At 36.5% G+C, this 15,501-nt stretch carries 16 protein-coding genes; 9 read left to right on the forward strand and 7 right to left on the reverse strand.

Annotation, left to right across the window (positions count from 1 at the left end; all coding sequences use genetic code 11):
* Positions 1-49 precede the first annotated feature (49 nt).
* The 4 genes from FFS26_RS14925 to FFS26_RS14940 form a co-directional block, all read right to left on the reverse strand.
* A complete protein-coding gene (locus FFS26_RS14925; RefSeq protein ID WP_110010789.1) occupies positions 50-541 on the reverse strand; it encodes a DUF6438 domain-containing protein in 492 nt (163 codons plus the stop codon).
* A 258-nt stretch (positions 542-799) separates the two neighbouring features.
* On the reverse strand, positions 800-1,783 hold the full coding sequence (obgE, locus tag FFS26_RS14930) for a GTPase ObgE (protein ID WP_137905424.1): 984 nt from the start codon (positions 1,781-1,783) through the stop codon (positions 800-802).
* Positions 1,784-1,845: 62 nt separating this feature from the next.
* Positions 1,846-2,424 carry an adenylate kinase gene (locus FFS26_RS14935; RefSeq protein ID WP_110010787.1) on the reverse strand — a complete coding sequence of 193 codons (579 nt, stop codon included), beginning with the start codon at positions 2,422-2,424 and terminating at the stop codon, positions 1,846-1,848.
* 151 nt (positions 2,425-2,575) lie between these two features.
* A complete protein-coding gene (locus tag FFS26_RS14940; protein ID WP_047374145.1) occupies positions 2,576-3,130 on the reverse strand; it encodes a phosphoribosyltransferase in 555 nt (184 codons plus the stop codon).
* A 397-nt stretch (positions 3,131-3,527) separates the two neighbouring features.
* On the opposite strand from FFS26_RS14940, the gene FFS26_RS14945 reads away from it, so the two are divergent.
* Positions 3,528-5,117, forward strand: a complete 1,590-nt coding sequence (locus FFS26_RS14945) for an ABC-F family ATP-binding cassette domain-containing protein (RefSeq protein WP_137905425.1) — start codon at positions 3,528-3,530, stop codon at positions 5,115-5,117.
* A gap of 140 nt (positions 5,118-5,257) precedes the next feature.
* Here FFS26_RS14945 and FFS26_RS14950 read toward each other — a convergent pair whose 3' ends face one another.
* From FFS26_RS14950 to FFS26_RS14960, 3 genes are read right to left on the reverse strand one after another with little or no spacing between them, the layout of a single operon-like run.
* Positions 5,258-6,205 carry an alpha/beta fold hydrolase gene (locus FFS26_RS14950; protein ID WP_137905426.1) on the reverse strand — a complete coding sequence of 316 codons (948 nt, stop codon included), beginning with the start codon at positions 6,203-6,205 and terminating at the stop codon, positions 5,258-5,260.
* 55 nt (positions 6,206-6,260) lie between these two features.
* A complete protein-coding gene (locus tag FFS26_RS14955; RefSeq protein ID WP_110010784.1) occupies positions 6,261-6,554 on the reverse strand; it encodes a type II toxin-antitoxin system RelE/ParE family toxin in 294 nt (97 codons plus the stop codon).
* Positions 6,555-6,803, reverse strand: coding sequence for a type II toxin-antitoxin system ParD family antitoxin (locus tag FFS26_RS14960; RefSeq protein WP_110010783.1), 249 nt, complete (start codon positions 6,801-6,803; stop codon positions 6,555-6,557). It abuts the gene before it with no gap.
* Positions 6,804-7,206: 403 nt separating this feature from the next.
* Between FFS26_RS14960 and FFS26_RS14965 the strand changes: the two genes are divergently transcribed.
* From FFS26_RS14965 to FFS26_RS15000, 8 genes are all read left to right on the forward strand, one after another.
* On the forward strand, positions 7,207-8,493 hold the full coding sequence (locus FFS26_RS14965; protein ID WP_062676417.1) for an adenylosuccinate synthase: 1,287 nt from the start codon (positions 7,207-7,209) through the stop codon (positions 8,491-8,493).
* Positions 8,494-8,816: 323 nt separating this feature from the next.
* The gene (locus FFS26_RS14970) at positions 8,817-9,665 is read left to right on the forward strand and encodes an energy transducer TonB (RefSeq protein ID WP_110010781.1); all 849 of its coding nucleotides are present in this window, start codon (positions 8,817-8,819) and stop codon (positions 9,663-9,665) included.
* 164 nt (positions 9,666-9,829) lie between these two features.
* Positions 9,830-10,603 (forward strand): ParA family protein, encoded by a 774-nt coding sequence (locus FFS26_RS14975; protein ID WP_002981269.1) that lies wholly within the window; start codon positions 9,830-9,832, stop codon positions 10,601-10,603.
* Between the two features lie 69 nt (positions 10,604-10,672).
* Positions 10,673-11,563, forward strand: a complete 891-nt coding sequence (locus FFS26_RS14980; RefSeq protein ID WP_110010780.1) for a ParB/RepB/Spo0J family partition protein — start codon at positions 10,673-10,675, stop codon at positions 11,561-11,563.
* Complete coding sequence (locus tag FFS26_RS14985; protein ID WP_137905427.1) at positions 11,564-12,202, forward strand: DUF5683 domain-containing protein; 639 nt, start codon at positions 11,564-11,566, stop codon at positions 12,200-12,202.
* A 62-nt stretch (positions 12,203-12,264) separates the two neighbouring features.
* On the forward strand, positions 12,265-12,966 hold the full coding sequence (gene dapB / locus FFS26_RS14990; protein ID WP_137905428.1) for a 4-hydroxy-tetrahydrodipicolinate reductase: 702 nt from the start codon (positions 12,265-12,267) through the stop codon (positions 12,964-12,966).
* 135 nt (positions 12,967-13,101) lie between these two features.
* Positions 13,102-14,748: a signal peptidase I gene (gene lepB, locus FFS26_RS14995; RefSeq protein WP_110010777.1), complete on the forward strand. Its 1,647-nt coding sequence runs from the start codon at positions 13,102-13,104 to the stop codon at positions 14,746-14,748.
* A 59-nt stretch (positions 14,749-14,807) separates the two neighbouring features.
* The gene (locus FFS26_RS15000; protein WP_410493543.1) at positions 14,808-15,431 is read left to right on the forward strand and encodes a WbqC family protein; all 624 of its coding nucleotides are present in this window, start codon (positions 14,808-14,810) and stop codon (positions 15,429-15,431) included.
* Positions 15,432-15,501 lie beyond the last annotated feature (70 nt).

Below are 15,501 nucleotides of genomic sequence, written 5' to 3' on the forward strand. Positions count from 1 at the left end.
AAAAGAAGGAATTATTGCGGTAAAGATAGTTTAAATATTTTTATAAGGCTTATTTCACTTTAGTCCATTCCTGGTTTTTTCTCAGATTTTCAAAAAACTGGTACACTTCTGAGAGTTTCTCGCTTCCACGTTTTCCATAATCTTCTACATTTTTTGAAGTTCCGTCAGCAAATTTGATTCTTAAATAGGAAGTTGGAAGATCGGTAATATTGTGTTCACCGTATTTATCATTCAAACCTTTTACATTTAATCCGTCCAGTAAAGTGATTAATTTATTGTAATCCTCTTCCTTAATGGTTCCTTTAAAAGTTCCTTCACGTGGCTTTGAAAACTCATCTTTCGAAGGTTTATCATTAAAATTAAAATGTTCTGCTTCAAAAACCGCAGTTCTGTCCGGATTGATCGTCATTTTAAAAACAGGACAGAATCCAAAACATGGAGTCGCCTCATATTCAATGGCAGCATATTTTGAATTTACTTTTTGAGAAGTTGTACAGGATGTCAAAAACACAAATGCACAAATGGCTAGCAAATATTTCATAGTTTTTTCAATTTCAGAGGATCTCCCAATAATTGTTCCAAAAGAGAAAATTTCTTTTGTTTTTATGTTAAATCAGTTTAAATTTTTATTGAACAATTAAGATCCAATGAAAATGTTAAGAAAAATCCATTCTTAATGGTTTAAAATGTAGAAAAATATCAGAATTATATACAGAAAAATAGCCTCAGGAAAACCTAAGACTATTTTGTATGTTGCAGTTTTATTTTATGAAAAAACAGAACTGATGAATCAATATTTCTATCCGTGCAATTGTTTCCAGATGGCATCCTTAAGTTCCATAAGGCCTTCTCCGGTAACACCTGAAAAGAATAAAGGCTTCTTGTTCTCCGGGAACTCTGCTGCAATTTCCTTTTTCAGTTCATCATCCAGAAGGTCAGATTTTGAAATAGAAACAATGAAGTCTTTATCCAGAAGTTCAGGATTGTACTCCTTCAGTTCATTTTCAAGTATCTTAAACTCGTTGAAATGATCTTCGGAATCAGCCGGAATTAAGAATAAAAGGATGGAATTTCTTTCAATATGTCTCAGGAATCTGTGTCCTAAACCTTTTCCTTCCGCTGCTCCTTCAATAATTCCCGGAATATCAGCCATTACAAATGATTTGTAATTTCTGTAATCAACAATTCCGAGGTTAGGAGTCAGTGTCGTAAAGGCATAATTGGCAATTTTTGGTTTTGCCGCAGAAACAGATGCTAAAAGTGTAGATTTTCCGGCATTCGGAAACCCAACCAGACCTACATCTGCCAAAATTTTAAGTTCGAAAACGATATACCCTTCTTCTCCCGGAAGACCTGGCTGTGCATATCTGGGGGTCTGATTCGTAGAAGACTTGAAGTGCTCGTTTCCTAGACCTCCTTTACCACCATGCATCAGGATGATTTCCTGTCCGTCTTCTAAAATTTCACCAATAATTTCGCCTTCTTCATTTTTGGCAATAGTTCCCACTGGAACCTCAATATAAACATCAGCTCCGTAGGCTCCGGTAAGCTGGTTTTTTCCTCCGTTTTCACCACGTTCTGCTTTTACGTGACGGGTGTATCGGAGTGGAAGCAAAGTCCATTCATTGGCATTTCCTTTCATAATGATATGACCTCCGCGACCTCCGTCGCCTCCGTCAGGACCACCTTTAGGAATATACTTTTCACGGCGAAGGTGGGCAGAACCAGCACCTCCGTGTCCGCTTTTACAATGGATCTTTACGTAATCTACAAAATTAGACATATAGTTTGTGTTGCGGGCTGAGGATTACAGGATGAAATTTCAATCCCGTACCCATATCCCGATTATTTAATTTTCTCTACCTCAGCGAAAAGTTTTTGGGAAATCTCATCAATTTCTCCAACACCGTTTACCTCTACATATTTTCCCTGCTTCTTATAAAGCTCGGCAACTTCTGCTGTTTTGGTATAATATTCTTTAATTCTGTTTTCGATGATCTCTACATTGCTGTCGTCTGATCTTCCGCTGGTTTCACCTCTTTTCAGAAGTCTTTCCACCAAAATTTTGTCCTCTACTACCAATGAAAGACAGATATCAATCTCGTCATTCAGTACTTCTTTAACGATCATTTCCAAAGCTTCTGTCTGCGCAGTTGTTCTTGGATATCCGTCAAAAATAAAACCGTTGGTATCAGTAGGTTTTTTGATCTCATCGATCAGCATATCTGTTGTTACCTGATCCGGAACCAATTCTCCCTTATCGATGTATGATTTAGCCAGTTTTCCAAGTTCAGTGTCATTTTTCATGTTGTATCTGAAAAGATCACCTGTTGAAACCTGTTTTAAATTGAATTTTTCGATCAGATTCTGAGCTTGTGTTCCTTTTCCACTTCCTGGAGGGCCGAACAGAACAATGTTTATCATAATGTTGATTCGCTTTAGGCAACTGGCATTTTGCTTCTGGCTTTTAGCTTTTGGCGGTTTGCTCTTTGCTTTCAGCTTTTTTAAGTTATTATTAAATTTATTTCTTTATATAATTTTAAGCTAAAAGCTATCAGCTAATAGCCAACAGCGTTTAATGGTTGATTTGTCCGTCTTCCAGCTGATATAAATTCGGAAGGTTTCTACCCAATTCGTCATAATCCAGTCCATATCCAAGCACAAACTTGTTAGGAATTTCCTTTCCGATATAATCCAGTTTGAAATCTTTCTTGTAAATCTCCGGTTTCAGCAGGAAACTAGCCAGTTTTACAGATTTAGGACGTTGTGTTTCTTTGAAATATTTGAAAAGACTTTCAACGGTATTTCCTGTATCTACAATATCTTCAACAAGAATAATATGACGGTCTCTTACATCTTTGGTAAGCTCCATTTTCTGATAAACGATCCCTGTAGACTCAGTTCCTACGTAAGAACTCATTTGAATGAAGGCAATTTCGCATTCTCCCGGGTAATATTTTAAAAGATCTGAGAAGAACATCACCACCCCATTTAAAACCCCAATGAAAACAGGAACTTCGTCCTTGTAATCTTCATAAATTCTTAACGCTGTCTCTTTTACAATTTCCTGAATTTCGGCATCCTTTAAATAAGGAACGAAAGTTTTGTCGTGAACTTTAATGCTTTCCATAAAATTTTTAGTAGTTGGCAAAGTTACGGATTTTTGATTAAAATACTTTCCTGTTTTTGTCAGTTCGAAAGTTAAAAGGTATTGCAACAACAAAATTGAATATTACAGCGAAGTATGTTTAAATAGTAAGAATGATAAGATTTTTAATTAGATAGAATGATATAGCCTTAAAAAAAGGATTTTTAAAGGGATTAAAAAAAGGTGTTTGAAATAAGGCAGAACAATATGATGATAAATGTCTTGTGTTTTTTGTGAAGAATTATATATTCCGGAAAATGAGTATCTTTGTACTTTCAAAACCTAAAATACAGACATGTAGGATATAATTTCTTTCAGATTCAATAAATGGCAACGCCAGTGTTGCAGGTGTTTAATTATACTATTTAAGAAAGAAATCATGATTTTACTGCAAAATATATCCTTTGGGTTTCCGGGAGGAAATCTTCTATTTAATCATATCAATGTAACAATACAGGCTCATACCAGATCTGCTTTGCTAGGCAGTAACGGCATGGGGAAATCAACTCTGCTGAAAATAATCGCAGACGAAATACAACCTTCAGAAGGCAGCGTTAATATCCAGGGCGATATTTTTTATGTGCCTCAGATGTTTGGAAATTGTAATCATCTTACCATCGCGGAATGTCTGAAAATAGATCAGAAATTATATGCCCTCCAGAAAATTACCAATGGAGAGGTGGATGAAATTTATTTTGAAATGCTCAATGATGACTGGGACATTGAAGATCGGTGTAAGCAGGCTCTGGAGCATTGGGGACTCGCGAATTTTGATTTAACTCAAAAGCTTGAAGGCTTGAGTGGCGGCCAGAAGACGAAAGTTTTTCTTGCCGGAATTCAGATCAATCAACCTGATATTATCATATTGGATGAACCGACCAATCACCTGGATAGGGAAGGAAGAAAACTCTTGTATGACCTTATTGACAAAACAGATTCAACAGTAGTTATCGTAAGCCACGACCGTACTTTGCTCAATCTTGTGGATACAATATTTGAGTTAAGTAATCAGGGAATTGCAACTTATGGTGGAAACTATGACTTTTATGTCGAACAGAAAGAAGTGCAGGAGGAAGCATTGCAAAATGATATCCATTCCAAAGAGCGGGCTTTAAAAAAAGCAAAAGAAAAAGAACGGGAAACCCTGGAAAGAAAACAAAAGCTGGATGCACGAGGTAAAGGCAAGCAGGAAAAATCCGGAGTAGCAAGGATTATGATGAATACCCTTCGGAATAATGCGGAAAAAAACAGTTCAAAACTGAAAAATGTCCATGCTGAGAAAATAAGTGGTATTTCCGGTGACTTAAGAGATCTGCGTTCCTCCTTAAAGAATTCTGATCAGATGAAAGTTAATTTTAATGATTCCAATCTACATTCAGGAAAGATCCTTGTTACCGTTGAAGATATTAATTTCACTTACGGAAAAGAAAAACTCTGGAAAGAAAACATCAGTATGGAGGTGCGAAGCGGAGACCGAATATCAGTGAAAGGCTCAAACGGTTCCGGAAAAACTACCCTGATAAAGCTTCTGTTGGAAAATATTAAACCTTCGGAAGGAAAAATAAATAAGACAGAATTCAACAGTATCTATATTGACCAGGAATATTCTCTGATTGATAATAACTCAACGTTGTATGATTTTGTACAGACTTTCAATGACAGTGCCATGCAGGAATCAGAAGTCAAAACATTACTGTCCAGATTTTTGTTCGGAAAAGATACCTGGGATAAAAAATGCGGTATGCTGAGTGGAGGAGAGCGTTTACGGTTACTTCTCTGCGGGCTTTCCATCAGCAATAAAGCACCGGATATGATCATCCTTGATGAGCCTACCAATAATCTTGATCTGCAGAATGTAGAAATTCTCACCCATTCTATCAAAGATTATCATGGAACCCTGCTGGTGATTTCCCACGATGAAGTTTTTCTTCAGGAGATTGGAATTGACAGAGAATTGATGCTGGGGTAATTATTATATTTCTTACAAATCATACAAAATCCTTTAGGTATTCAAGAGAGGCGGGCTTTATCCCGTCTATCAATAAGATTAGAATCCATCGGCTTTAGCCGAAACTTATACAGAAATTCCAGATAATTGCTATCTGGAATTTATTCTTTGTGATTATTGATTTTAAATATCCACTTATAAATTTCCGTCAGAACCTTTTCTCTTATGGATTCGTTCAAAATCTCATGACGCATTTCCGGATACATCTTTACGTCTACATTTTCAAAACCATCAGCTTTTAAGTTGTCAACCGTATGCATGACTCCTTTTCCAAAATCGCCAATCGGATCATTCTGTCCGCTTACAAATAAAAAAGGAAATGATTTAGAAATAGGTGCAGCCCAGTTTCTTGCAGTCGCCTTTTTATAAACGGTAAATAAAGTATAAAAAGCATTATGGGTGAACGGAATTCCGCAAAGTTCATCCTGTTCAAAAGCCTTTCTGTTTTCAGGATTAATACTGAGCCAGCTGGTATCACCGAAGTCTTTATCTTTTTTAAAATGCTTGTTATTGACACTCGTAAAAACAGAATTCAAAAAAGTACGGTGACGAGGAGCGATAGCTGTGGCTAATGACAAATAACCTCTCAATATATCGATTCCCGGTAAAGGTCCGCCGGTTCCTGTAATGATAGCCCCGGAAAATTTACTGCTTGCTTTTTGAAGAAGACATCGTGTAATAAAAGATCCCATAGAATGGCCCAGAATAAAATGGGGGACATCCGGATATTGTTCTACAAGATAATCAGCCATCATTTCGGCATCGGCTACAAGCCTTTCATCCGGTTTTTCAAGCTGGAAGAAACCAATATCTTTTTTCTCTTTTACCGATTTTCCATGTCCCAGGTGATCATAGGTCAATACAGCAATTCCATGAGCCGCAAAATATTCTGCAATCTCTGCATATCTTCCGCTGTGTTCCTGCATTCCGTGAACAATAAGTAGCGTGGCTTTCACAGAAGCTGCATACGGATAAAATAAAGTGTAAAAGAGTTGGGTTTGATCGTTTGTGGTTGCAGGTAGATAACCTGATTTTTGGAGTGATCTCATGGGGGATTCTCTTTTGGGTTAGAGGGTAATTAAAGATACAGAATTAATGATTTTTCTATTCATTTAATATTGATGAAATATCCATTTGTTGGTGAAGAATTCTTATGATTTCAATTTCCTCACTTTTGATTTTGTAAAATATAAAATGAGATTTCACCCTTGAACGGAAATATCCTTTCCTGATTTCACCGTAATCTTTTCCAGATTTTGGATTCTCAGATAAGTACTCAATTTCATTCATGAGCAAATCAAAATAATGATCTGCCTGTTTTACTGACCAAGTTTCGAAGGTGTAAAGCCAGATTTTTTGTAAATCATGGGACGCTTCTTTACTTATTTTGTATTTCATCTAGTCAGCAGAATGTTTTTGATGAAGATTTTTCAAAAATTCTTTACGGTCAAAATTTTCAACAAAACCAGATTTTTCCCCTTTTTTTAGTTCGTTGATTAATTCTGTTTTTTTAGATTCTTCATATTCGAACATTCTTAAAGCTGTTCTTACAACTTCACTGGCGGAAGAAAATTTTCCAGATTTAATTTGTTGGCTGATAAAGTTGTCAAAATAATCGCCTAATAATATGGATGTGTTTTTTGCCATTGTGTTAATTTTAATCAAAGATACCAATTTTTGGTATTTTATCAAAAAAATTAAACTAAGTTATTGAATAATATTTCTTTGTATTCATCTAATCATCTTCACCAAAATCTATTATCCTTAAGAATGTAAAAATGAGAAGAAGAAGAAAAGAAATTTCCTTTTTGCTTAAATCTTTTTGTTTTTACATTAAATATTTTAAATTGTTCATTTTCATTTGCAAATCCTTTAAGATAAAATACGGTTAAAAAAAGATGTTTTTGAGATAATTGTAATAAATCAAATATAAAAATTATTCCGTTCAACCTCATGATTTTCACCCCACCCCAAAATAAAATTCCTCTCAAATTTGCTCACCCAATTTTTTAAAAGTAATTTTGCACGAATCTAAAAACAAAAGTAAAATATGTCAACTTATGTAGTTGTAGGTCTTCAGTACGGAGATGAAGGCAAAGGAAAAATCACGGATGTTTTATCAGCAAAATCGGATTATGTAGTACGTTTCCAGGGTGGAGACAATGCTGGTCACACGGTTTATGTAGGTGATGAGAAATTCGTTCTACACCTTCTTCCTTCAGGAGTTCTTCAATGCAAAGGGAAATGTATCATTGCGAACGGAGTAGTGGTAAACCCTAAGTCTTTCATTAAAGAAGTTGGTCAGATCGAGAGCAAAGGCTTAAGAACAGATCACATCTTTATCAGCAGAAGAGCGCATGTTATTATGCCTTACCACATCCTTTTGGATACTTACCGTGAAGAGGAACACGGAGGAACTCAGATCGGAACTACCAAAAAAGGAATCGGACCTTGTTATGAAGATAAAATTGCAAGAGTCGGGATCAGAATGGTAGACCTTTTAAATCCAGAAATTTTAAGAGATAAAATTGAGAAAAACTTAAAAGTTAAGAACTCTCTTTTTGAAAAATATTACGGAAAACCAACGTTAGACGTTGAAGAAATCTACAACGAATATTTAGCGATCGGAAAGCAGCTTCAGGACAGAATCGTTGATACTGAATTAGAGCTGAACGAAGCAATCAGAGACGGTAAAAACGTTTTATTCGAAGGTGCACAGGCATTAATGCTTGACATTGACTTTGGAACGTATCCATACGTAACTTCATCTTCTCCATCTACAGGAGGTGTTTGTTCAGGAGCTGGTGTTCCGCCAACTTCACTTCAGAACCTTATTGGAGTAGCAAAAGCTTACTGTACAAGAGTAGGAAACGGACCTTTCCCTTCTGAATTGGATAACGAACTGGGTGAGAAAATCAGACAGATCGGTGGTGAATTCGGAGCAACTACAGGTAGACCAAGAAGAACAGGTTGGTTAGACCTTGTTTCCTTAAAGCATGCTTGTATGATCAACGGAATCAACAACCTTGTGATCACTAAGCTTGACGTTCTTACAGGAATTGAGAACCTGAAAGTAGTAACACATTACAAAACTGAAGACGGAAAAATCATCGATTATTTCACTTCGTCAACAGAAAAGCTATACAACTACGAGCCAATCTATCAGGATTTACCAGGTTGGAGCGAAGATATTACTAAAGCAAGAAGCTATGATGAACTTCCTGATACTGCTCAAAAATACATCGAGTTTATTGAGAAATACTTAGGAATCAACGTATACTTAGTTTCTGTAGGTCCTGAAAGAAGTCAGAACATCATCAGAAAAGAATTATTCTAATATTCGTAAAGATAAAAATAAAAGAGAGATCATCATGGGATGGTCTCTTTTTTTGTTTTATGACCCTTGTCAAGGTTTTAAACCTTGGCAAGGGGTAAGAAGTCATTGAGTTTATTTCTCATTTACTTGAGAAGAAATAACTCCTTTTTCTTCTATAAACTTTTTACTTGTAAATGTTAAAATTCAAACATTATCATAAAATTTTCTAATATTATGTTGTTTTGATAAAATTTTGGCAGATGTTTTGATATTGAAACAGTACTTATCGATAAGAATAATAAAACTAATAATCAAAATTTTTAACAGTTTAAATAGTAGTAGTGATGAAACAACATAACCAAAACCAGGAATTTCGGTTCAACGAAGTCCTGTTCGAGCACCGCAATAAAGACTATGGTGCCTATGTATTAAGAAACGAATCAGATAGAATATTAACCAAAGCGCTTTTTATCGGAGCAAGTTTAATGGCTGCAGTATCCATCACGCCATTTGTGATTTCTGCATTGAAACCTGTAGAAGTTATAACAGATGGAGGGTATGTACTTCCTCCACCAGTATTAATTCCTGATGATCCTGTTGCTCCGCCGGTAAAAATTACTCTGGTAAAGCCTGAGGTCGCACCCAATACAAAAACATTTGACAGTACAGTGCCTACACCATCAAGTACAGCTCAGGATAATGTGAAAAAAGATCCCATTCCTGATGATGCTGTAGCAGGATTTAAAGACAATTTTAAAGGAGATCCTGTTGCGCCGAAGACACCCAATGTTCCGACACTAACAGTGGGAACAGGTCCTGTAATGACAACACCTCCGCCTGTGATTGCTGATCCGGTGGACAAAAGTAAAATTGCTGAAGCAGGAGAACTTGGGGTAGAAGCCAATTTTGCGGGAGGAATAGACTCCTTCAGAAATAAAGTAATGAACAGCTTCGACAGTTCAGGATTTGAATCCGAAGATGTTGTAAAGACGACAGTTACCTTTATTGTAGAAATGGACGGAACCATCTCAGGGGTAAAAGCTAACGGAACCAACGCCGATTTTAACAATGAGGCAATGAGAACTATTAAATCAATTTCCAACAAAGGAAAATGGATCCCGGCCAAAAACAAAAAAGGAGAATTCGTAAGAAGTTATTTCAAATTTCCCATCTCTATGAAATTTGATAATTAATACGGAAAAGTAAATTTCAAATAGTTATCCACAAAGAATTTTTTTTGTGGATAATTTTTTTTATCGTTAAATTGCTTATTAACAATATTTTAACTCAATTTTGATTTTCTCCACTCACCGAGAGCAAAGAAAAAAGTGTATTTTTGAAGCTTAAAGTTCTAATAATGGCAAAAATCATAGGTATTGCTAATCAAAAAGGAGGTGTTGGTAAAACTACCACCGCTGTAAATTTGGCAGCAGCATTAGGAGTATTGGAAAAAAGAATATTAATTATTGATGCTGACCCTCAGGCGAATGCAACATCCGGCTTGGGTGTTGAGGATGTTCAGTATTCTACCTATAATCTTCTTGAGCATAGTGCAGATACAAGAGTCTGTATCAAAAGAACGGCAACTCCCAACCTGGATATTATTCCGTCACATATCGATCTGGTAGCAGCGGAAATTGAATTGGTAGACAAGGAAGACCGTGAGTATATGCTGAAAAAAGCATTGGCAAGTGTAAGGGATGATTATGATTATATTATCATCGACTGTGCACCGAGTTTAGGTCTTATTACGGTAAATGCTCTTACAGCAGCAGATTCTGTAATCATTCCGATCCAGTGTGAGTATTTTGCATTAGAAGGACTTGGGAAATTGTTGAACACTGTTAAAAATGTTCAGAAAATCCATAATAAAGATCTTGGAATTGAAGGTCTTCTTTTAACCATGTACGACAGCAGATTGAGACTATCCAATCAGGTTGTGGAAGAAGTAAATTTACATTTCCCTGAGATGGTTTTTGAAACCATTATCAGCAGAAACGTAAGATTGAGTGAAGCACCAAGTTTCGGGGAAAGTATCCTGAACTATGATGCGGAAAGTAAGGGAGCTGTTCAGTATATTCAGTTAGCTGAAGAAGTTCTTTTGAAGAATGAAAACTTAATAAAGAATTAAATTAATAATAAATGGGCAATAAGTGAATGCTGGTCATCACTTCTCAAACATCATTTATCAATTATATCTATGAAGGACAAAAAAAGAGCTATGGGACGCGGCCTGGGCGCCATTTTAAGTGCAGAATCCAAAGCAACGATCAATTCCGCTACTGATGAAGGAGCAGATAAGTTTGTGGGAAATATTGTGGAAGTTGCGCTTGAAGATATCTATCCGAACCCAACGCAGCCGAGAACTTATTTTGATGAAAAAGCATTAAACGAACTTGCACAGTCTATTAAAAACTTAGGCGTAATCCAGCCGATTACCCTGAGAAAAGACGGGGAGAAGTTTGAAATCATTTCCGGGGAAAGACGTTACAGGGCAACTAAAATTGCCGGATTAACGACTATTCCTGCCTATATCCGTTTAGTCAATGACCAGGAGCTTCTTGAAATGGCTCTTGTTGAAAATATCCAGAGGGAAGACCTTGATGCTATTGAAATTGCATTAACTTATCACAGGCTTTTGGAGGAAATCGGTCTTACTCAGGAAAACCTGAGCCAGAGAATAGGAAAGGACAGAAGTACAATTACCAATTCTATCAGACTGCTAAGATTAAATCCGGATATTCAGAATGCTATCAGAAGCGGTGAGATTTCTGCAGGACACGGAAGAGCGATTATTAGTCTTGAAAGTGAAGAAGATCAGCAGATTTTATTTGATCTTATTATCAAAGAAAAATTAAACGTTCGTCAGGCTGAACAGGCTGCTGCTGCATTGAAGAACCCGAAGTCTCCTGCTGCCAAAAAAGCAAAAGTAGAACTTTCCAATAACTATAAAAAAGCCCAGAAGACCATTGCAGATATCTTAGACGTAAAAGTAGAGATCAAAGCTTCTGGAAATGGTAAAAAAGGTAAAATTGTTCTGGACTTCAAAAATGAAGAAGAGCTGGAATATATTTTATCTCATATTAAATAAATGAAGAAAATATTTTTCACATTTTTCTTGTGTATCGCTGCACTGGCTTACTCACAAGTAAAACCTATCGATACCGTTCGGATGCAGACTCCTCCGAAAGAAGAAACCCGTGTCGTAAAGCCTGGTAAAACCGAAGCCAAAATCATTGAAGATCTTGAAAAAGCAAACGGTCCCACAGCAAAAACCTTAAAGCTTAATCCTACCAGAGCAGGATTGTACTCTGCAGTTTTACCCGGATTAGGACAGTTTTATAACAAAAAATACTGGAAAATTCCTATTGTCTGGGGAGCAGTAGGTGCTGGGGTTGGTATTGCCGTATGGAATGATAACCAATACAAAAAATATCGTGAATATTACGTGGCAAAGCTGAACGGAACTCCCAATGAATTCGTAGACAGCCACCCATGGCTGGACAAAAGAGCGTTGGGTAATGCACAGGACAGAGCCAAGAGGCAAAGGGATTATGCCATTGCCATTACAGGTTTGATTTATATTCTGAATATTGTAGATGCTGTAGTAGACGCTCATCTTTATGAAAGCCGTCATGATCCGGATCTGGTGTTTAAGCCGTCGGTTATTCAGGACCAGTATGGCTACAGCACACCAAAAACAGGTTTCAGTTTAAGTTACAGATTTTAAAATACAACATATCTGCAGAAGGTCTGAAGATTGAATGCAGCATTAAAAATAAATAAGATTATATGAAAATAGCATTAGTTGGTTACGGTAAAATGGGTAAGATCATTGATGAGATCGCACAGAAGAGAGGTCATGAAGTAGTTGCCCGTCTGAAGGAAACCCCGACTGCTGAGAATCTTAATAATCCGGATGTTGTGATTGAATTTTCACTGCCGGAAGTAGCTTTTGAAAACATCAAAGCTTGCCTTGAAAATAAAATTCCCGTGATCTGTGGAACAACAGGATGGCTTGATCAAAAAGCTGAAATTGAAAAATTAGCGGTGGATAACGATACCGCTTTCCTATACGGTTCCAATTTTAGTTTGGGAGTCAACTTATTTTTTGCTCTGAACGAAAAGCTTGCGGACCTGATGAAAAACGTAGATGAATACTCTTGCCAGCTGGAAGAAATTCATCACATCCATAAAAAAGATGCTCCAAGTGGGACTGCAATTTCTATCGCTGAGGGAATCATTCAGAACAATCCTAAATTTGATGCCTGGAAACTGGAAGAAACAAAAGGGAAGCAGCTTGGAATTTTTGCCATACGTGAAGATGAAGTTCCGGGAACACACAGCGTGTATTACAGAAGTGAAGTGGACGAAATCGAAATCAAGCATACCGCTTTCAATAGAAACGGTTTTGCACTGGGAGCGGTAGTAGCTGCTGAGTGGATTAAAGATAAAAAAGGAAACTTCGCAATGAAAGACGTTTTGGGGCTTTAATTTGTAACAAATTCTGTAAATTGCAGACCAATAAGCAGAAAATGATGAATAGTGAATTGTAAACAGCGGACTGCTTTTATCATTTATTACTCATCATTTTTATTATTTATATCTTAAGAATAGGCACAAAAATTTATGAATTATTTTTTAACTTATACAGTGTATGTCCTCATACTATCCGTACTGATGGGGATTTCATCTTGGAAACTGTTCAAGAAAATGGGATATAGCCCTCTGTTTGCTTTTATCCCTTTCTACAACTATTTCATTATTCTCAAAGAAACAAAACATCCGAAATGGTGGGCAATCATGTCTTATCTTCCGATAGTAGGCCCCATTATGATGTCGGTTTTCCACCTTTATTTAGTGAAAAAGTTTGGGAAAACACTTTTCAAAGATCAGATTCTTACCGTGATTCTGCCGTTTATTTATATGGCGGTCATCAACTATTCGAAAGATGTAGAGTTAGAAGATGAAAATGCAAACGACCTGTTTCTTACAGAAGAAGAGAAAAACGATAAAAAGAAAGATACATTCATTGGTTCCATTACCTTTGCGGTAGTTTTTGCCACTATTATCCATGTTTTTGTAACACAGCCTTTCGGGATTCCTACAGGATCTATGGAAAGAACATTATTGGTGGGTGACTTCCTTTTTGTAAACAAATGGAGCTATGGATACAGACTTCCAATGCGTCCTGTGGCGATTCCTTTCCTTCAGGGAACTATTATGGATACAGGACAGAAAGGAAACCCGAAAGATGATCCAAAGTCTTACGTAGATGCAGTGAAGCTTCCTTACACAAGAATCTTACAATTCAACAAGCCACAGAAAAATGATGTGGTGGTTTTCAACTATCCTCAGGATTCCGTCCATACTGCTATTGACAGAAAAGATCCTTACGTAAAAAGATGTGTGGCTACAGCAGGAGATACTTTTGAAATGAGAGCCGGAAGACTTTTCGTTAACGGAAAGCCGGAGACTGTTTTAGGAGATCAGGAAGTACAGCACAGATATATTGTAACGACTGATGCGCAATTGGATATTCCTACTTTATACAAAGCGTACGGATTTTTACCGGTTCAGGAAGTACAGCAGGATAACGGAGGTTTCCTTTATGGATTCCAGGGTTTAACGGATAAAACTGCCAAAGAAATTAAAGAGCTTCCTCATGTTATTGATATGAAGGAAGAAGTTTCACCAAAAGGAGAAGCTGCAGTATATTACAGAGACGAAGCTAAAACTAAAATTGATACCACACAATCTATTTTCCCGATCAACAAACCTTGGAATCAGGATTGGTACGGCCCGGTTAGAATTCCTAAAAAAGGAGATGTGGTAGCGATCAATCAGGAGACACTTCCAATGTACCAATGGATCATTTCTGAATATGAACACAACAGTTTAGAAAAGAAAAACGGAAAGATCTTCATTAATGGTAAAGAAGCGAATCAGTATACCATTCAACAGGATTATTATATGATGATCGGGGACAACAGAGATGCGTCATTGGATGCAAGATTCTTTGGTTTCGTTCCGGAAGAAAATATTGTTGGAAAACCAATGTTTACATGGATGAGCGTACAGGGAGTATTCCCGGATGCAAGTTCAACGTATCAGGCCCCTAAGAAAATCCGTTGGGAAAGAATGTTCAAAGCAACTAATACAGGAGAAGCCAATAAAACCTCTTACTGGTGGATTGCAGCAATGATCCTGATCTTGTTCTTCGGATGGGAGTATTTCATGAAATTATTCAGAAAGAAAAAAACTGAAGACAATTAATAAAAAAATTAAACGTAAAATAGAATGAAGTATTTGAAAAAATACTTCATTTTTGCATTATGAATATGAAGAATGTATTATTACCGGCATTTTATATGCCCCCAATTTCATGGTTTTCAGTGTTTTTAAATCCTGAAAATGAAATTGTATTTGAACAGTTTGAAAACTTTCCGAAGCAGACGTATAGAAACAGGGCCAATATTTATGGTGCCAACGGAAAATTATCATTAATAATTCCCATCAATCATAATGGGAAAAGAGAATTCAAAGATGTTGAAATTTCTTACCGCGAAGACTGGAGAACGCTTCATTGGAAATCTATTAAGACCGCATATCAAAGCTCTCCTTATTTTGAGTATTATGAAGATAAGTTCAGGAAAATATTTGACCTTAAAGAAAAATTCCTTTTGGATTTTAACCTTAAAGGGATAGAAGTCATCCAACAGATACTTAAAACAGAAAAGGCACACTCTTTGAATAAAGAATATATCAAAAATCCGGAGAGTATCAATTTCAGGGAAAAGTTTTCGGCAAAACTTCCTTCAGAATTTCAGATGGAAGACTATTACCAGACATTCTCTGATAAATTCGGATTTTTGGAAGACCTGTCGGTTCTTGACCTTATTTGTAATAAAGGCCCGGAATCACTCGTATATATAAAAAATATAAAACAACAATATTAGTACAATCACTGTTGGTAAAGTATAAAACAGATGATGATGGTGATTGGCATATCTCTTTAAAAAATTAAAT

Origin of the sequence: Chryseobacterium sp. 2VB (assembly GCF_005503635.1) — a bacterium.
Lineage (GTDB): Bacteria > Bacteroidota > Bacteroidia > Flavobacteriales > Weeksellaceae > Chryseobacterium > Chryseobacterium cupriresistens.